The organism is Gilliamella sp. W8145, assembly GCF_016101145.1.
Taxonomy (GTDB): Bacteria; Pseudomonadota; Gammaproteobacteria; order Enterobacterales; family Orbaceae; genus Gilliamella; species Gilliamella apis_A.
This window is the reverse complement of the sequence record NZ_JACFRC010000005.1, coordinates 43,476-61,115: the sequence shown is the minus strand read 5'-3', so window position 1 is coordinate 61,115 and position 17,640 is coordinate 43,476. Positions and strand designations below refer to the sequence as shown.

The window sequence follows — 17,640 nt, the reverse complement described above, 5'->3', positions numbered from 1 at the left end:
ATTATTATGTTCAAAAGGTCTTGGCCGGTTTTTTTAATTTTCGTATCGATGATTTCTGTACAATCAAGCGCTTCATTTGCTAAATATTTATTCCCAGTACTTGGACCAGAAGCAATGACTGCTTGGCGTTTATTTTTTTCCGCTATTTTATTGGTCATAATCTTTAAACCTTGGCGTAAAACGATTTCTAAACCAGCAATTAAATATATTATTTTATATGGTATTGCCATGGGATGCATGAATTTATCTTTTTATAATGCTATCTCTCGTATTCCTTTAGGTATTGCTGTCGCAATTGAATTGACGGGGCCAATTATGGTCGCTATGTTTTCCGGTCGACGATTAAGCGATTTTATTTGGTTAGCTATTGCCATAATTGGATTAGTTATGTTGTTGCCTATTCATCAAGCAGCCAGTGATTTAGATCCGATAGGTCTTTTACTTGCTTTAGGTGCTGGAGGCTGTTGGGCTGGTTATATTCTTTTTGGTCGTAAGGCAGGCGAAATATATGGTGCACCAAGTGTTGCACTCGGCTCGATTGTTGCTTCAGTATTACTCTTTCCTATTGGGGTATGGCAAAGTGGTAGCACAATGTTTTCCTTGGACATTTTACCATTAGCTTTCATGGTTTCACTGTTAGCATCAGCGATTCCTTATGGTCTTGATATGGTCGCATTACCCCGTTTACCAGCCCAAACTTTTAGTACCTTAATGAGTTTGTCGCCAGTATTTGCGGCATTTTCGGGATTAATTGTTTTACATGAACAGTTAACACATTACCAGTGGTTAGCTATTATGTTTATTATTGTTTCTTCGATTGGTACGGTATTAACTATGCATCGACCAAGTAAAATTAAAGCACTAAATCGAGAAGATTGAGTGTATTGAATTACTATCGCGCTCAAACACGCGATAGTAATTAAGAGAAAGAGAAGTATAGTGAACGTTTATCGAGGCGGAAAACCCATGCCTCCGCCCATTAAGCCTTTCATTTGACGCATCATCTTCATCATGCCGCCACCCTTCATTTTTTTCATCATTTTTTGCATATCTTCAAACTGTTTAAGTAGTTTGTTAACATCTTGTACTTGTGTTCCGGATCCATTTGCAATACGGCGTTTGCGTGATCCTTTGATGATTTCAGGATTTGCTCGCTCTTTTAAAGTCATAGAGCCAATTATTGCTTCCATCTTGATGGTGATTTTGTCATCCATTTGCGCTTTAATATGATCTGGTAGTTGTCCTACACCAGGTAATTTAGCCAGCATGGCCCCCATTCCACCCATATTACGCATCTGTTTAAGCTGATCTTGGAAATCATTAAAGTCAAATTTATCGCCTTTTTTTAACTTTTTAGCGATTTTTTCCGCTTTTTCACGATCAACATTACTCTGTAATTCTTCAATTAAAGAGAGAACATCTCCCATGCCTAAAATGCGCGAAGCGATACGGTCAGGGTAAAAAGGCTCTAATGCATCCGTTTTTTCTCCCATCCCTAAAAACTTAATTGGTTTGCCAGTGATATGGCGGATTGATAATGCTGCACCACCACGAGCATCACCATCAACTTTAGTTAAAATGACACCGGTTAGTGGTAAGGCATCATTAAATGCTTTAGCTGTATTGGCGGCATCTTGTCCGGTCATTGCATCGACAACAAATAGTGTTTCAATTGGATTGATTGCATCATGTAGTGCTTTGATTTCATCCATCATGTCGCTATCAACATGCAATCGACCAGCGGTATCGACAATCAGTACATCAAAAAATTGTAATTTCGCATGTGAAATTGCTTTATTAACAATATCAACTGGTTTTTGATTGATATCTGATGGGAAGAACTCGACATCAATTGCTTTAGCAAGTGTTTCTAATTGTTTTATCGCTGCGGGTCGATAAACATCGGCAGAAACAACTAATACTTTCTTTTTTTGTTTTTCTTTTAAGAATTTTGCTAGTTTTGCAACGCTAGTTGTTTTACCTGCACCTTGTAAACCAGCCATTAGCATTACCGCTGGAGGCTGAGTAGCTAAGTTAAGTGAACTATTAACTTCACCCATTGCTGCAGTCAGTTCAGCTTGAACGATTTTAATAAACTCTTGGCCTGGGGTTAGTGTTTTATTTACGTCTAAACCGACGGCTTTTTGTTTAACTTGGTTAATAAATTCCCGTACTACAGGTAGGGCAACATCAGCTTCAAGTAATGCCATTCTGACATCACGTAGCGCATCTTTGATATTATCTTCAGACAGACGTCCACGACCACTAATATTGCGGAATGTCTGTGATAAACGGTCAGTTAAATTCTCAAACATACTAACTCTCAACAAATTAAAAAAATTATCACCTATCATATCAGAAAATTTGCAGAAGTCCCATGATCATAAATTTGTTATGGCTTGACACAAAATTGTGTTCCTGTTGAAATGAGAGTCATAATAAATGAAAGGAGAAAGTTATCTATGGTGAAAGTAGTTAATACCGATAAAGCCCCTGCAGCTATTGGTCCTTATGTACAAGGTGTCGATTTGGGTAATATGTTATTTGCATCAGGTCAAATCCCAATTAATCCAGCAACGGGTGAGATGCCAACTTGCGTGAAAGAACAAGCTAAGCAAAGTTTAGCTAATGTTAAAGCAATTATTACTGAGGCGGGTTATCAAGTTAAAAATATCGTTAAAACAACTATTTTTTTAGCTGATATGAATGATTTTGCTGATGTTAATAGTGTCTATGAAGAATTTTTTACCGAAAATCAAGCAAGCTTTCCAGCTCGTTCTTGTGTGCAAGTAGCTCGAATTCCGAAAGATGCTAAAGTTGAAATAGAAGTTATTGCTGTTAAATAAGTTTGCCAAAATCATTAGCACCAATAGGTGCTAATGAAGCAAAAAAGTTGAGGGAAGTTTTTTCGCGGCTTTTCTTGCTAAATTTTCCTATTTTTTGGTCATCAGTTATGATGTTTTTCTATCTGTATCTGGCTGTTTAAAAGTCGATTTTATTCGCCTAAAATTATTTATATTTAAACTGTTATTTAGTGATTGATTGCTAATTGAGTTGGTGCAATAATCTACAATTATACATTGCTATTTATTGGTTAATTAGGTTGGAAAAATGTTTGAAAAAGTAGAGTCGTATGCTGGTGACCCAATTTTGTCATTAGTCGCAGAATTTAATAATGATAGCCGTCAGGATAAGACCAATTTAAGTATTGGATATTATTATGATGAAAACAGTGAGGTTCCGCAGTTATCATGTGTTAAAACGGCTCGTGATTATATTTATCAACATCAACAAGGCGCACAACTTTATTTGCCAATGAGTGGTTTACCTAGTTATTGCCAAGCGATCCAATCACTGCTTTTTGGTGAAGATAATCCTGCTATTCAAGCTAAACGTATTGCAACTATTCAAACGTTAGGTGGGTCAGGTGCCCTGAAAGTTGGTGCTGATTTTCTTTATCACTATTTTCCGAATTCTCAAGTATGGGTGAGTGATCCAACTTGGGAAAATCATATTGCTATTTTTAGTGGTGCAGGCTTTAAAGTAAATAAATATCCTTATTTTGACCCAACAACTTGTGGTGTAAAATTTGACGCTATGCTTGATACATTAAATAGCTTACCGGCTAAAAGTATCGTGCTATTACATCCTTGTTGTCATAATCCTACTGGTGTCGATTTAACACAGCCGCAGTGGGATAAAGTAATTGAAGTTTTACAAAATCGTGATCTTATCCCATTTATGGATATTGCTTATCAAGGTTTTGGTGAAAGTATCGAAAATGATAGTTATGCAATCAAAAAAGTCGCTGAGAAAGGATTATGTGGTTTGATCAGTAATTCTTTTTCTAAAACTTTTTCACTGTATGGAGAACGGGTAGGTGGATTATCCGTATTATGTGATGATAGCCAAGCAGCAAATTGTGTATTTGGTCAGTTACAAGCAACAGTTCGTCGTAACTATTCCAGCCCAGCTGCGTATGGAGCGCAATTGGTCTCATATGTATTAAATAATACGGAACTTAAAGCTTTATGGCTTAATGAAGTTCAAACCATGCGCAACCGTATTGTAACCATGCGTTCAACCTTAGTCGATTTATTAAAAACAGCAGCACCGGCACAAAATTTTGATTATTTGGTTAAACAAAGAGGTATGTTTAGCTATACAGGTTTTTCTAAAGAGCAAGTCACACAGCTAAAAGATGATTTCGCCGTTTATTTGGTGGGCAGCGGAAGAATGTGTGTGGCAGGATTAAATCACCATAATATACATCGTGTAGCAGAAGCATTTGCCACAATAAAATCATAATGTGACTAACTAGAGGAGAATCACATGTTACGTAAAGTATTTATTTTAATGGTAAGTATTGCGATGACAACAATGGTAGTTGGTTGTAACACGTTTAAAGGTGTCGGTAAAGATGTTCAATCTGGCGGTAAAGCAATTACGAATACTGCTGAAAATGTTAGTGAAAAGATGTAAATAGTAGCTGGAGTTACTTATAAATATTTTATAAGTAAACAACAAATGATGTATCGTATTTTTAATATTTTCTTTATATTTTTACTTGTAGGGTGTAGTTCGTTGAATTTTCGAACTACACCTTTAACAATGGAAAATTGCCAGTATCAAAATCGTTCAGGTATTGAATTCAAGTTAAACCAACTTGATAGCAATGTTTCAACATATTCCCATATTTACCTTTCTCAAAGTCGAGCTAGTCGTCATTTAACAACTAACTATGTTGGTTTAAAAGGCAGATTAACTGGTCAAACTTTTGTACGAGATTATCCGAAAGAGACATTTTGGCGGAGTCCTAATATATTTGAACGAACATCAATGTATGATGACGGTTATGATGATTTGTATATTAGTTCTAAACAGAAGGAAACTCGTGATCGTAAGGCAAAATTTGTAGTCAAAGAAGCGGTATTAGAAAACTGTCAGATTATTTATATTTCCATTGATTCTTTAGCTAAAGATAGAGATAATCCTTCATTAATCGAATCTGCGGATTTATCTATTATTAAATAAGGATATTTATATGACTGATAACTTACCCCTTAGAGGATTAGGTGGCTGGCTTATTGTTGTTGCAATAAGATTAATTTTGAGTTGTATCAGTAATATATTTTTGATTATTTATATAAGCATTATCTTTATAAGATTGGCTAATTTTACTAATTCAAATTCCATTTTTTATAGTGAAAATCTTAACTGGATTTATCCATTAGAAATTGGCATGAATTTGATTCTTATTTTTTTTAATATCTACTTACTTTATCTTTTTTTCACTAAAAATTATAAATTTCCATCTTTGATGATTTGTTTTGAACTGTTAGTTATTGGATTGATGCTTTTAGATCAGTTTATTACTCATCAATTTACCACATTTAAAATTGAAAGCCGTGATTTGTTTAATATAGCCAAAAACATTATTTTGAGCGTTATTTGTATTTCTTATATGTTAAAATCTGAAAGAGTTTATAACACGTTTGTTAATGGGCGTCGTAGAGTGGAAAGTAATAACAATATTATTAGTTAATATATTTTTAAGGAACTAAAATGTCATCAAATTTTGAACCATCTTTAAAGGGAAAAGTTAAGAAAGCCGTAATTCCAGTCGCAGGCCTTGGCACGAGAATGTTGCCTGCAACCAAAGCGATTCCTAAAGAGATGTTACCCGTGGTGGATAAACCACTTATACAATATGTTGTTAAAGAGTGTATTGCGGCAGGAATAACTGAAATTATTTTTGTTACACATTCTTCTAAAAATTCGATTGAAAACCATTTTGATACTAGCTTCGAGCTTGAAGCTATGTTAGAAGCGCGAGTTAAACGTCAACTCTTGCAAGAAGTGCAAGCAATACTACCAAAACATGTTACTATCACAAGTGTTCGCCAAGGTTTAGCCAAAGGGCTTGGTCATGCGGTACTTTGTGCTTATCCTTTAGTTGGTGATGAACCTTTTGCTGTTGTGTTACCGGATGTGATTATCGATGAGTATGAAAGTGATCTTACTCAAGATAATTTAGCGGCGATGATTCATAATTATCATGAGACTAAACATAGCCAAATCATGGTTGAGCCGGTACCAAAAGAACTTGTTTCATCTTATGGTATTGTTGACTGCCGTGGTGAAGAGTTATCTGCAGGTAATGTAACACAAATGTATAGTGTAGTTGAAAAACCGTCAATTGAAGAAGCACCATCTAATCAATCAGTGGTAGGTCGTTATGTATTGTCAGAAAAAATTTGGCCTTTATTAGCCAAAACACCATTAGGTGCTGGTGGTGAAATTCAATTAACTGACGCAATTGCGATGTTACTTGCAGAAGATCCTGTTGATGCGTATTGCATTAAAGGCCGAAGCCATGATTGTGGTAATAAATTAGGTTATGTCCAAACTTTTGTACAATATGCAATGCGTCATAAAAGTTTAGGCGATGATGTTAAAGCGTGGTTAAAAACGATTTAATTTTTTGTCTAATCAACTGATATAAAAAAGACGCCAATTGGCGTCTTTTTGCTATTTGTTTAGAATACATCGAAAGTGTAATTTTTATCATTAAACTTCTGACTGCTCATTATCTAAGGTCACGTTAGGATCGTTATAGATATCCATATTCATTAATCCAACTTCATGATCGGTTGCAATTGCTGCTGTCATTGCACCAGATACATTGGCTAAGGTTCTGGCCATATCAATGATTGGATCAACGGCTAGCACCATACCGATTAAAGGGAAGTATTCTGCCATTCCCATGCCTGATAGTACAACGGTTGCTGCAACAGTTGCAGTACCTGGGATACCGGCGATACCAATCGAACCGATAACGACCACAATTACTAGCATAATATAAAATTGGATATCAGTATTAATGCCCACCATATGGGCAACCATTACGGCAAGCAGTGCAGGGAAAAATCCAGCACAACCATTCATTCCCATTGTACTACCCAATGATCCTACTAGATTAGCAGTACCGGTATTTACTCCCATTCTGACGGTCAATGTTGATATTGTCATAGGTAATGTACCGACTGATGAACGGCTGGTAAAAGCCAGTAACCATGTACCAAGTGCTTTTTTAATAAATGTGATTGGTGAAATACCATGTACCATCACAATCAAGATATGTACTGCAAGCATTAATATGGTAGCAAGGTAAATTGCTAATACAAAGCTTGATACTTCGACTATTGCAGGAATACCATTGGAAATAATGGTGCGAGCAAGTAAGGCAATTACTGCATAAGGCATATATTTGATGACCGTCATGGCAATTGACATGATAATTTTATAAAGTGCTTCAATAAAAGTTTTAAACAGGGCAATAGGTTGAGGATTCTTTTTTTCCATGCGATTAGCTGCAAGTCCCATTAATGCCGAAAAGATGACTAAACCAACAATATTCTCTTTTACCATGGAAGCAATGATGTTACTAGGGATAAGATTGACGAATGTATCAATGATATTGGTATATTGTTTTGCAACAGCGGTTTTGGCTGAGGTTGAACTTAGTTCACCTAATGATAATACATTAGCCAAGATAATCCCAATAATACAAGCAATGGCTGTAGTGAATAGTAGCCAAAAAATACCTCTGAATGCGATTTGTGGTAAATTTTCTTTACCAGAAAAATCAATAATCACTTTTACAATTGAGACGAAAATCAGAGGAATAACTAGCATGCGAATAAAGGCTATAAAGGCTCGTCCGAATAAACCATACCATGTTGCGATTTCTTGCATCCAAATTGTTGAGCTATTTGGAAAACCTGCAGCGGCTTGAATACCTAAACCCAGTACGGCACCAAGTACTAAGCCAACTAGCATACGAATAGAAAAATTAACTTTTTTGGTTTGCAGTGGTCGCATTATCGCAAAAAAGCAAAACAGCAATAAGCCAATGCCTATTAAGGTTTGATAATGGGTGATAGATAAGAACTTTTCAAAAAAAGTCCCCTGAAAAATGGCATCTGACATGGTTTACCCCCAGCTTTTGGATAAAATTGAATTAATTATGTAATGATCTATTGTGGTAGGATTAATAAATTATTAACCCTACCACATATTTTTAATGTTAATAACTTAACATATTGTAAATAATTAATATGTTTTAATACTATTTAGCTATACCACCGGCTATATTTAAAATATCCCATGGTCTTGAAAAAGGAGGTGCATATAAAAAGTCCATCATGGCTAATTCATCAATTTTCATATTGGCCCAAATGGCTGTGGCTAAACTATTCGTTCTTAATGCAGCACCGTTCCCTCCCGCTATTTGGCCACCTAATAAAATACGAGTTTCGGCGTGATAAATGAGTTTAGCGATTACGCCAGTTTGCCCTTCAACATAGTTACTGTGATTTTTATCTTTAACGATTACTGTCTTGTAAGGGATCCCTGCTTTGATTGTTTGTGATTCTGTTAGACCTGTTCGTCCGGCTTCAATATCAAAGACTTTCAATGCTGATGTACCAAGTGTGCCTGGGAATTGGTTATTTCCACCAGCTAAATTGTCACCAACTGTTTTACCTAATTTGTTGGCACCAGTAGCTAGTGGTATATAAGTCATTGATTGACTAACTCGATGATATAGTGCGACACAATCACCAGCAGCATAAACACCTGCAATATTTGTTTGGCCATAATTATCAATAATAATTGCATCATTATTAAGTGTTTCAATATCCAGATCTTTATATACTTCACTATTAGGTTTTACCCCTGTAGCTATAATGACAATATCTGCTGCATATTTAGCTTTATCTGTAATAACGTGGGTAACTGTCTGTACACCTTCAAAACCTTGTACTCGTTCTTGTAGATGTAAATCACAATGTTGTTTTAAGTTTTCTTCAATAATCTCGGTAAGTTCCGGATCAAAGGCATCGACCAATACTCTATCATCTAATTGAATTAATTTTACATTTTTGTTTAATTCCACTAAAGATTCGGTTACTTCAAGTCCTATGTAACCAGCACCAATAACTACAACATTGGTATTTTGTGGATTAGCCAAGGCGCTTTTTATTGCCAGACCATCATATATATCACGTAAAGTGAAAATATTTTCCAGTTGGCGATTTTCTAAAGGCGGAATTATTGGTACTGCTCCAACCGCAATAAGTAATTTGTCATAATCATCATCAAAACAGTTATTGGTATTAAGATCTTTGACTGTAATTTTTTTTAATTTTGCATCAATAGCAATAACTTTATGTAACGTCTTGATTTCAATCCCATCTTTTGCAAATTGATTTGGTGTTCTAGATATCATTTCATTTTCATCTTGAAAATGATTGCCAATAAAGTAAGGTAATCCACAAGCACCAAATGAAACAATATCTGATTTTTCATAAATGCGAATGGTTGCATTAGGATCCTTTCTTTTGGCTTTTGCTGCGGCACTGGCACCAGCAGCTTGAGCGCCAATGATGATTATTTTCATCGAGTGTTCTCCTTTGAGCGCAAATAACTTTTAACTATCATCGTAACACAGGTTAATCACACTAGTTAGATTAGTTGGTTATTTAGCTTTAATATTAATCAATTTAAAGTTGTGTTGATAAGATTTGATTCCTGTTAAAAATAAATCTTAATCAGTTAAAATTTTTTGAGGAAAGGCGGTTTTTCAAGTATATCTTTGATTAATTCAACCTGTAGAGACGTATCGTTTAAGGCCGGGATGTAATAAAATTGTTTACCGCCAGCATTTAGGAATATTTCTCGATTTTGTTCATCAATTTCATAAAGGGTCTCAATACAATCCGCTGAAAAACCTGGACAGATAACCTGGACATATTTAGAGCCTGTTTTAGCCAATTTTTCTAATATATCGCTAGTGTTGGGTTCAACCCATTTCCCTTTACCAAATTTTGATTGATAAGCCATTTTTATTGTTAAGTCGATACCATTTTCTTGGCATTTGTTTGTCAATAAGTTAGTGGTTAACTGGCATCTTTGCACATAGTCGTCATGGCGTTTATCAATATAGCGTTCAGGAATACCATGATAAGAAAGGAGTAATACATCAGGCTGCCCTTGGATTGAAAACGCTTGCAGGATTTGTGAATAAAGAGCATCAATATAACTTGGGTGGTCGGCATAATCATGAATATAGCTAAGATTAATCTTGATATTATTATCTGCAATAAGTTGCTTAACTTTATCTAATACCGCTTGAGTTGTCGTCGTAGAATACTGTGGAAATAACGGTAATAATGTAATCTGTTCGCATGACTTTAAGTTATTTAACGCCGAGAGTAAGTTTGGTTCACCATAGGTCATGGCTAATTCACATTGTATATTAGGTAATGCTAATTGTAATTGATTAATTAAGCGTTTACTGTAATGAAGTAATGGTGATTCACCCTCAATCCATATTTTTTGATAATGGTTGATGATGTAGGGGACGCGTTTAGGTAGTACAAGGTATTTTAAAATTGGATACCAAATAAAAGCAGATAGGTCGACAACATGGCGATCGAGTAAAAACTCGGTCAAGTAGTTGCGAATTGCCATTGGTGTTGCGGCACTTGGCGTTCCTAAATTAACTATCAATAATCCCTGTTTTTTATTCACAAGTCATTCCTCAAGATAGTGATGAATAACCGTCAATAGACGATGTAAAGCACCTTGATTACTTTTTAATACTTGATAGGCATTTTCGCCGATTTGCTGACAGCGATTTTTGTCATTCAATAAACTATTTATGGTTAAATAAAGCGAATCAATATCACTATTACATACCAGCATACCATTAGCATCGATCAATTGTTCGCCAATGACTTTAAAGTTAAAAAAGTGTTTACCGCTAATAATTGGAATATGGTGTAGTGCTGGTTCTAACGGGTTATGACCACCATGTTCAATTAAACTACCGCCAACAAAGGCAATATTCGCCATCCCATAAAGTTCTAACAGCTCTCCCATGGTATCACCCAAAATCACTTGTGTCTGATCTGTAGGGTTTTGTTTGCTACTGCGTGTAATATAATTCAAGCCATTATCGGCAATTAGTTTTTCAACGGTTTTAAAACGTTCAGGGTGACGAGGGACCAAAATAAGTAATAAGTTGCCATGATTTTTAAGAAGCTGTTGAAATGCTGATAAAATGATTTCATCTTCACCTGAATGTGTGCTGGCAGCGATTAGTACTGGTCGATGTAATTGCCATTGCTGTTTTAACTGCGCAAGATTCTGTTGTTGCTTGGCCGTGAGTTCAATATCAAACTTAATACTACCCGTTACCACTAAATGATCTGCCGGTAGGCCCAATGAGATAAATCTATCGCCGTCTTGTTTGTTTTGGGCGGCAACGGTGCTGATTTTAGCAAATAATTTACTAATTGCTTTCCCTAGTTTATGGTATCTTTTGGCTGAACGTTCAGATAAACGGGCATTAGCAATGATCAATGGAATTTTTTTGTTATGACATTGGCTAATTAAGTTTGGCCAAAGCTCTGTTTCCATAATTATTATTAATTTAGGTTGGACTGTTTTTAAAAAACGATGTATTGCGCAAGGTAAATCATAAGGTAAATAGACATGGCCAACACTGTCTTTTAGTAATGATTTAACTTGCTTTGATCCGGTAGGCGTCATGGTTGTGACTGTAATGGGTAACTGTGGATATTGATTTTGCAGCGCTTTAATCAGCGGGATTGCAGCAAGGGTTTCGCCGACCGATACGGCATGTACTAAAATTCCACCTGATTTGACTTTATTTTTGCAAAATCCATAACGTTCTAACCAGCGTTTACGATAATCTGGCGCTTTACGGCTACGCCAAAGTAGTCTTATCCAGACAAACGGTTGAATTAAATAAAGTAAAATCGTGTATAAAATACTCATGATAATTCATTAGTTAGATTAAAAAAGTGTTGTCGGTAATAAACTAATTCGGCAATTGAATCACGAATATCATCCAACGCTTGATGTGAACTCTGTTTACTGATACCTTTTAATATTTCCGGTTTCCAACGTCTGGCTAATTCTTTAATCGTACTAACATCTAGATAACGGTAATGAAAATACTTTTCTAAATTTGGCATGTAATTAAATAGAAAACGGCGATCTTGACCAATGGTATTGCCACAGATTGGTGAACAGTTTTCAGGCACCCATTGTTTTAAAAATTCAATTGTTTGTTGTTCTGCTTGCTGTTCGGCAATGGTACTTTGTCGAACACGTTCGATTAAGCCTGATTTACCATGAGTTTTTTGATTCCAATCATCCATAAGTGCAAGTTGTTCATCTGATTGATGAACAGCAATAACTGGACCTTCAGCAAGGATATTTAAATTAGAGTCAGTTACGATGGTGGCAATTTCAATAATACGATCTCTGTTTGGATCGAGCCCTGTCATTTCAAGGTCAATCCAGATTAGATTATTACTGTTTATATTTGATTGTGTAGTCATAATTTGCGGTATTAATTTTCTTTTTAATGCCGAGTAGTGTAGCATAAGTACTAAATCGTTTGAGCAAAAAATTAGTTATCGTGGCAAAAAAACAACTTTCAAAAAATCAACAAAGGCGTATGGCCGCTAAGCATCAGCAGCGTTTAGAAACTAAGCTAGATGAAAATCTGTCTAATTTCTCTGCGCCACAAGAAGGGGTGGTGATTAGTCGCTTTGGCAAATCTGCTGATGTTGAAGATAACACTGGAATTATTTATCGTTGTAGTATTCGTCGTACGCTGCCGTCTTTGGTAACGGGTGATAAAGTATTATGGCGTGAAAGTTTAGAACCAAATACTAATGGTATTATTGAAGCCGTTCATCCTCGTCATTCCGAATTAGTACGACCTGATTTTTATGATGGCGTTAAACCTGTTGCCGCTAATGTCGATCAAATTGTTATTATTTCTGCGGTATTACCTGAATTATCATTTAATATCATCGATCGTTATTTGGTTGCATGTGAAGCGACTAAAATTACCCCAATTATCGTATTAAATAAAATTGATTTGCTTAATAAGCACAAAAAACAGGAAATTGAGCAGCAGTTACAAATTTACACTAAAATTGGTTATCAAGTTTTATATGTTTCATGTCTATCACAGCAGGGTATTGAACCTTTACAAAAGGTACTGGATGACAAAATATCGATATTGGTTGGCCAATCTGGTGTGGGTAAATCAAGTATTATTAATCTGCTATTACCTCATGATCAAGCGACGTTAACTGGTGAGGTGTCTGAGATATCAGGTCTTGGCCAACATACTACAACTTCAACTCGACTTTACCATTTACCTAATGGTGGCGATATTATTGATTCTCCGGGAATTCGGGAATTCGGTTTATGGCATTTAGAGCCAGAGCAAGTTATTGGTGGTTTTGTTGAGTTTGAGGATTATTTAGGTGGTTGCCAATTTAGGGATTGCAATCACTTAGATACACCTGGGTGTCTATTACAAAAAGCGGTATCAGAAGGAATAATTGCACCATCAAGATTAGATAATTATCATCGAATTTTGCAATCAATGCGTGAGGTTAAAGCGAAAACCAATAAGAGTTATAAATAGCCATTGCTAATTAGCAGATTTTTATTTTTGATATGTTGTGGAATATTGCTCACAAGTTGTGTTGTGAGCAATAAGATAAACTATCGCTATTTAGTGATTTTTTAATGCGAAACCAATAGCAATATAGGCAAAACCTTGGAAAACTAGATCGATACCTAAAAACATTCCTAATACCCAAACACTATCATATGGCCAACCAGCAATTAACATTAGTCCTAAAATGATGTTAATAATTCCCGAAAAGACTACCCATCCCCAACGAGGGATATTGCGATTACTCATGGCAGCAAAAATTTGGCTAAACCCACTAATAGTCAATAATAATGAAATCAATAAAGTTAGTGCTGATGAAACTGCTATCGGTTGGAAAAAAGCCATCCCACCGATAAAGATATATAAAATCCCCATGATTGCCCATAAGGCTGTTTGGCCAAAACCTTTGATATTAAATGCGTGTACAACTTGAATGATGCCGGCGATTAACAGCAGTGACCCGATAAAATAAACAGAAAAAACGGTAGCCATGAATTGATAACCCAATGCCAAGCAACCGAGAACAATCAAAATCACACCAATTACAATAAACCAATTCGCTTTATGTTTAACATCTTGAATAGTGTTTTTATTAGTTGTCATATTAATTTCCTATTTTTGTTGTTAATGTAAAGAATTAAACAAATACTATCTTGCAAGGCTAACTTTTACTTATATTATTTTGGAAAAGGACAAGGTATATAGGTGATGCAAAATACTTAGTGAAAATCAGATACTATGTTTTCACTAAGTATAGTATTTAAGCAATATAATAAAACGAATTTCGCACTTAAATTTTATCTTTCAGTGCTTCATCTAAAGTTGAATAAAACATTAATTTGTTTGGAATTGGTACAATTTTTGCTCGGGCTAAAGTTTTTAATGGTTGAAATTGTAATTCACAAATTGAGAGCTCCACCTGCGCAGGTAATTCATCAATGAAATGAATAAGCGCATTTAAGCCCCCAGCATCAAGAATAGGTACTGCATCCCACTGTAGAACAATGTTTTGATAACCATTAATTTTTTGGTATAACTCTAAAAAGGTACGCTCAGCAGCGGCAAAGAACAATGGACCACTAATACGCAGTACTAATGTTTTCTCATTTCCTTGATTTAATTCGACTAAACGAGTCATTCTTGCAATACGACGCATAAATAAGATAGAAGCTAATACAATACCAATTGTTATAGCAATAACCATATCGAATAATACAGTCAGTGACATGCAAATAAGCATGATTATAATATCATCTTTAGGTGCGCGTTTAATGATATAAATAACTCGCTGTACGGCACTCATATTCCATGCAACAATTAATAATAATGCTGCCATTGCTGATAATGGAATAAAGGATAATAGTGGCGCAAAACAGATGAGTGCCAATAAAACAATTAACGCATGCAATACCGCAGCAATGGGTGAAGTCGCTCCAGCTTTTACATTTGCTGCTGAACGTGCAATAGCGGCTGTTGCTGAAATTCCACCAAAAAATGGCGCAATGATATTACCTAGACCTTGGCCAATCAATTCACTATTCGAATGATGTTTAGTATGTGTCATTTCATCTAAAACTACGGCACAAAGTAGTGATTCAATAGCACATAACATTGCCATAGTGATTGAGATTGGAATTAATGCACTGAATGTTGTCCAATCCCAAGTAAAACCAGCATGTTCCCATGGTAAGATAAATTCTGGTAAAACTGGCGGAATACCATGACCAGTAGTATTATCTGCCAATGTATACGTGAATCGTGAACCAATTGTTTCTATTTGATAGCCAAATTGATTGAAGATTAGCATTATTAATACACCTGCGACTAATGCTGGTAAATGGCCAGAAATTTTCATTCGAAATTTTGGCCAAACAATTAGCACAATAAGTGTTATTAATCCTACTGATGTATCGGCGATATTAATCGTTGGCAACGTCTTCACTAGTTCAATAACTTTATTGATGTAGTTTTCCGGCATATGTTCCAGTGTTAAACCAAAAAAGTCTTTAATTTGCATTGTTGCAATTGTTATTGCAATACCAGAGGTAAAACCTAATACCACAGGTAGAGGAATATATTCTATTAAGCGACCTAACCTAATTATGCCCATTAATATTAAAAATATGCCTGAAAGTAAGGTAGCAATTAATAGACCTGATAAACCAAATTGTATCGAAACCGGATATAAAATTACCACAAAAGCTGCTGTTGGGCCGGAAACACTAAAACGAGAACCACCTGTCAGTGCTATCACGAAACCAGCGATAATCGCAGTATATAAGCCATGTTGAGGTGCAACACCACTTGCTATAGCTAACGCCATAGCAAGCGGAATAGCAATAATGCCAACAGTTATTCCGGCAATCAAGTCTTTAAGAAAACGAGTTGTGTTATAAGGGGTGTTAATGCATGCCGAAATAAATGCACTACTAATTTTAGTACCAGAAAGGCCATATAATTTCATTATGTTTTAAATCAATTAAATGAGTTGGAAAAAATACATAATAAGATAATCCTTTTTTCAAAAATTGAAAGAGTGTTATTAAAATAATTGCATTATTTTCAGTTAAATAATGTTATTAATGAGATAAAATAAGCTTATAAGTAATGGCCTGTTATTTTGCTCTTATATTATTAATTATAGATAGGGGTAATTATGTCTTTTATAAAAAATTTTTCTATTATTCAACCAGCAAATCAGATATTAGCGATTATGCTTACGCTTTTTACGCCATTGAGTTTTGCTGGAATGATGATTTCTGGTTCAAAGACTGCATATCAATATGATGCAAGACAATCTCTTACTCCTGCGCCTAGTGGGTATCAAGCGTTTTATATTGATCATATTGGTCGTCATGGTTCCCGCTATATCAGCAAAGCTAAATATGAAGATATTGCTTATAAAATTTTGGTATTGGCGGAAAAAAATAATCAATTAACTGAAAAAGGGAAATTATTATTAACGCAAATTACTACTATTAGAGAACTTAATAAAGATCATTATGGTGAACTTAGTGATCTTGGGCGAAAAGATATAAGTTTAATTAGTCAACGGATGTTAAAGAATAATCCAACAGTGTTTAAAGGTCAAAAAATAGCGGTTATTTCATCAACCTCTCCACGGGCTAAAGAAACGGCTGAAATCTTTATTAATACATTCAAAACCAAATATTCCAAGCTAAACGTTAATCAACAACCAGAAGATCAGCAAACGTTGTTACGTTTTTTTGAATATTCGCCTGCTTATGCTAAATATAAGAAAAATAGAATAATTAAAAATACACTAAAATCTTTAGAAAATGCTACTAAATCAGTAGAGATGAGTGAAAATATCGCAAGTTTGATCTTCACATCTGATTTTATTCATCAATTAAATAATGGTATCTCGCTATCAGAAAATTCTTTAGTTAAAACGCAAAATTTTGTGCTTTCTGTTTATCAGCTTTATCAAGAATTATTATCCTTTTCACCACTAGTATTAGCTGATAATCATCTTGATTTTAGCGGTTACTTCACACAAGATCAGCTATTATGGTTTAACACTGTCGTCACAGCAAAAAATTATTTACAAATTGGTCCTGCTTTTGATAGTAATGGCATCCAAATTAAGATTGCTGCACCACTATTATTAGATATGTTAAAAACAGCTGATAGTGCGATAGCTAATAAGGATATTGATGCCAATTTGCGATTTGCTCATGCCGAAACTGTATCACCATTAGCAACATTGATGGAAATTGAAGGTACCAATACGGTAGCTAATCCAGTAACTGATTATCCTTCCGTTTGGCAAGCCGATAAAATTATTCCAATGTCAGCAAATATTCAATGGATATTTTATAGAAGTGAACAAGCTGATCAGCCTATATTAGTTAAAGTAATGTTAAATGAGCGAGAAGTCCATTTACCTTTAAAAACCAACGATTACCCTTATTATCAATGGGACGAATTGAAGAAGTTCTATGAAAATAAATTAAATAACTGGGGGCTTACCGACCAAGGAGTGGTATTAAAATGGCTAAATAAAATTAAATAAATACGTTATATTTAATTAAAAAATTTAG

At 35.0% G+C, this 17,640-nt stretch carries 17 protein-coding genes; 9 read left to right on the top strand and 8 right to left on the bottom strand.

What is annotated here, in order from left to right; all coding sequences use genetic code 11:
- Positions 1 to 6 precede the first annotated feature (6 nt).
- Complete coding sequence (locus H3T80_RS11300) at positions 7 to 879, top strand: EamA family transporter (RefSeq protein WP_198201755.1); 873 nt, start codon at positions 7 to 9, stop codon at positions 877 to 879.
- A 68-nt stretch (positions 880 to 947) separates the two neighbouring features.
- Here H3T80_RS11300 and ffh read toward each other — a convergent pair whose 3' ends face one another.
- The gene (gene ffh, locus H3T80_RS11295) at positions 948 to 2,315 is read right to left on the bottom strand and encodes a signal recognition particle protein (protein ID WP_065651701.1); all 1,368 of its coding nucleotides are present in this window, start codon (positions 2,313 to 2,315) and stop codon (positions 948 to 950) included.
- A 147-nt stretch (positions 2,316 to 2,462) separates the two neighbouring features.
- Here ffh and H3T80_RS11290 point away from each other — a divergent pair, with 147 nt between their 5' ends.
- The 6 genes from H3T80_RS11290 to galU all read left to right on the top strand — a co-directional run bounded on the left by H3T80_RS11290 (position 2,463) and on the right by galU (position 6,480).
- A complete protein-coding gene (locus tag H3T80_RS11290) occupies positions 2,463 to 2,846 on the top strand; it encodes a RidA family protein (protein WP_110448577.1) in 384 nt (127 codons plus the stop codon).
- A 265-nt stretch (positions 2,847 to 3,111) separates the two neighbouring features.
- Complete coding sequence (locus H3T80_RS11285; protein WP_198201754.1) at positions 3,112 to 4,308, top strand: amino acid aminotransferase; 1,197 nt, start codon at positions 3,112 to 3,114, stop codon at positions 4,306 to 4,308.
- A gap of 24 nt (positions 4,309 to 4,332) precedes the next feature.
- Positions 4,333 to 4,482: an entericidin A/B family lipoprotein gene (locus tag H3T80_RS11280; RefSeq protein ID WP_065578372.1), complete on the top strand. Its 150-nt coding sequence runs from the start codon at positions 4,333 to 4,335 to the stop codon at positions 4,480 to 4,482.
- A gap of 102 nt (positions 4,483 to 4,584) precedes the next feature.
- The gene (locus tag H3T80_RS11275) at positions 4,585 to 5,034 is read left to right on the top strand and encodes a hypothetical protein (RefSeq protein ID WP_198201753.1); all 450 of its coding nucleotides are present in this window, start codon (positions 4,585 to 4,587) and stop codon (positions 5,032 to 5,034) included.
- A 10-nt stretch (positions 5,035 to 5,044) separates the two neighbouring features.
- On the top strand, positions 5,045 to 5,545 hold the full coding sequence (locus H3T80_RS11270; protein WP_198201752.1) for a DUF2569 domain-containing protein: 501 nt from the start codon (positions 5,045 to 5,047) through the stop codon (positions 5,543 to 5,545).
- Positions 5,546 to 5,565: 20 nt separating this feature from the next.
- Positions 5,566 to 6,480, top strand: coding sequence for a UTP--glucose-1-phosphate uridylyltransferase GalU (galU, locus tag H3T80_RS11265; RefSeq protein ID WP_198201751.1), 915 nt, complete (start codon positions 5,566 to 5,568; stop codon positions 6,478 to 6,480).
- Positions 6,481 to 6,570: 90 nt separating this feature from the next.
- On the opposite strand, the gene H3T80_RS11260 is transcribed toward galU, so the two are convergent.
- The 5 genes from H3T80_RS11260 to orn all read right to left on the bottom strand — a co-directional run bounded on the left by H3T80_RS11260 (position 6,571) and on the right by orn (position 12,437).
- Positions 6,571 to 7,992, bottom strand: coding sequence for a cation:dicarboxylate symporter family transporter (locus H3T80_RS11260; protein WP_198201750.1), 1,422 nt, complete (start codon positions 7,990 to 7,992; stop codon positions 6,571 to 6,573).
- 139 nt (positions 7,993 to 8,131) lie between these two features.
- Positions 8,132 to 9,463 (bottom strand): CoA-disulfide reductase, encoded by a 1,332-nt coding sequence (locus tag H3T80_RS11255; RefSeq protein ID WP_198201749.1) that lies wholly within the window; start codon positions 9,461 to 9,463, stop codon positions 8,132 to 8,134.
- 155 nt (positions 9,464 to 9,618) lie between these two features.
- Positions 9,619 to 10,596, bottom strand: coding sequence for a ferrochelatase (hemH, locus tag H3T80_RS11250; protein ID WP_198201748.1), 978 nt, complete (start codon positions 10,594 to 10,596; stop codon positions 9,619 to 9,621).
- Between the two features lie 3 nt (positions 10,597 to 10,599).
- The gene (gene waaA / locus H3T80_RS11245) at positions 10,600 to 11,868 is read right to left on the bottom strand and encodes a lipid IV(A) 3-deoxy-D-manno-octulosonic acid transferase (protein WP_232350191.1); all 1,269 of its coding nucleotides are present in this window, start codon (positions 11,866 to 11,868) and stop codon (positions 10,600 to 10,602) included.
- The gene (gene orn, locus H3T80_RS11240; RefSeq protein WP_065614655.1) at positions 11,865 to 12,437 is read right to left on the bottom strand and encodes an oligoribonuclease; all 573 of its coding nucleotides are present in this window, start codon (positions 12,435 to 12,437) and stop codon (positions 11,865 to 11,867) included. Before orn ends, waaA begins: the two co-directional genes overlap by 4 nt.
- An 80-nt stretch (positions 12,438 to 12,517) precedes the next feature.
- Between orn and rsgA the strand changes: the two genes are divergently transcribed.
- Positions 12,518 to 13,543, top strand: coding sequence for a small ribosomal subunit biogenesis GTPase RsgA (rsgA, locus tag H3T80_RS11235; protein ID WP_198201747.1), 1,026 nt, complete (start codon positions 12,518 to 12,520; stop codon positions 13,541 to 13,543).
- A 90-nt stretch (positions 13,544 to 13,633) separates the two neighbouring features.
- On the opposite strand, the gene H3T80_RS11230 is transcribed toward rsgA, so the two are convergent.
- Together H3T80_RS11230 and dauA are read right to left on the bottom strand one after the other, a co-directional pair.
- Complete coding sequence (locus H3T80_RS11230) at positions 13,634 to 14,179, bottom strand: HdeD family acid-resistance protein (protein WP_198201746.1); 546 nt, start codon at positions 14,177 to 14,179, stop codon at positions 13,634 to 13,636.
- A 187-nt stretch (positions 14,180 to 14,366) separates the two neighbouring features.
- Entirely contained in the window at positions 14,367 to 16,040 is a 1,674-nt protein-coding gene (gene dauA / locus H3T80_RS11225; protein ID WP_198201745.1) for a C4-dicarboxylic acid transporter DauA, read from the bottom strand.
- Positions 16,041 to 16,232: 192 nt separating this feature from the next.
- On the opposite strand from dauA, the gene H3T80_RS11220 reads away from it, so the two are divergent.
- Complete coding sequence (locus H3T80_RS11220; protein ID WP_198201744.1) at positions 16,233 to 17,612, top strand: histidine-type phosphatase; 1,380 nt, start codon at positions 16,233 to 16,235, stop codon at positions 17,610 to 17,612.
- Positions 17,613 to 17,640 lie beyond the last annotated feature (28 nt).

Bases quoted from the DNA above. Each gene is read 5' to 3' on its own strand.
- H3T80_RS11300 (WP_198201755.1), top strand. From the start codon at position 7: ATGTTCAAAAGGTCTTGGCCGGTTTTTTTAATTTTCGTATCGATGATT.
- ffh (WP_065651701.1), bottom strand. From the start codon at position 2,315: ATGTTTGAGAATTTAACTGACCGTTTATCACAGACATTCCGCAATATT.
- H3T80_RS11290 (WP_110448577.1), top strand. From the start codon at position 2,463: ATGGTGAAAGTAGTTAATACCGATAAAGCCCCTGCAGCTATTGGTCCT.
- H3T80_RS11285 (WP_198201754.1), top strand. From the start codon at position 3,112: ATGTTTGAAAAAGTAGAGTCGTATGCTGGTGACCCAATTTTGTCATTA.
- H3T80_RS11280 (WP_065578372.1), top strand. From the start codon at position 4,333: ATGTTACGTAAAGTATTTATTTTAATGGTAAGTATTGCGATGACAACA.
- H3T80_RS11270 (WP_198201752.1), top strand. From the start codon at position 5,045: ATGACTGATAACTTACCCCTTAGAGGATTAGGTGGCTGGCTTATTGTT.
- galU (WP_198201751.1), top strand. From the start codon at position 5,566: ATGTCATCAAATTTTGAACCATCTTTAAAGGGAAAAGTTAAGAAAGCC.
- H3T80_RS11260 (WP_198201750.1), bottom strand. From the start codon at position 7,992: ATGTCAGATGCCATTTTTCAGGGGACTTTTTTTGAAAAGTTCTTATCT.
- H3T80_RS11255 (WP_198201749.1), bottom strand. From the start codon at position 9,463: ATGAAAATAATCATCATTGGCGCTCAAGCTGCTGGTGCCAGTGCCGCA.
- waaA (WP_232350191.1), bottom strand. From the start codon at position 11,868: ATGAGTATTTTATACACGATTTTACTTTATTTAATTCAACCGTTTGTC.
- orn (WP_065614655.1), bottom strand. From the start codon at position 12,437: ATGACTACACAATCAAATATAAACAGTAATAATCTAATCTGGATTGAC.
- H3T80_RS11230 (WP_198201746.1), bottom strand. From the start codon at position 14,179: ATGACAACTAATAAAAACACTATTCAAGATGTTAAACATAAAGCGAAT.
- dauA (WP_198201745.1), bottom strand. From the start codon at position 16,040: ATGAAATTATATGGCCTTTCTGGTACTAAAATTAGTAGTGCATTTATT.
- H3T80_RS11220 (WP_198201744.1), top strand. From the start codon at position 16,233: ATGTCTTTTATAAAAAATTTTTCTATTATTCAACCAGCAAATCAGATA.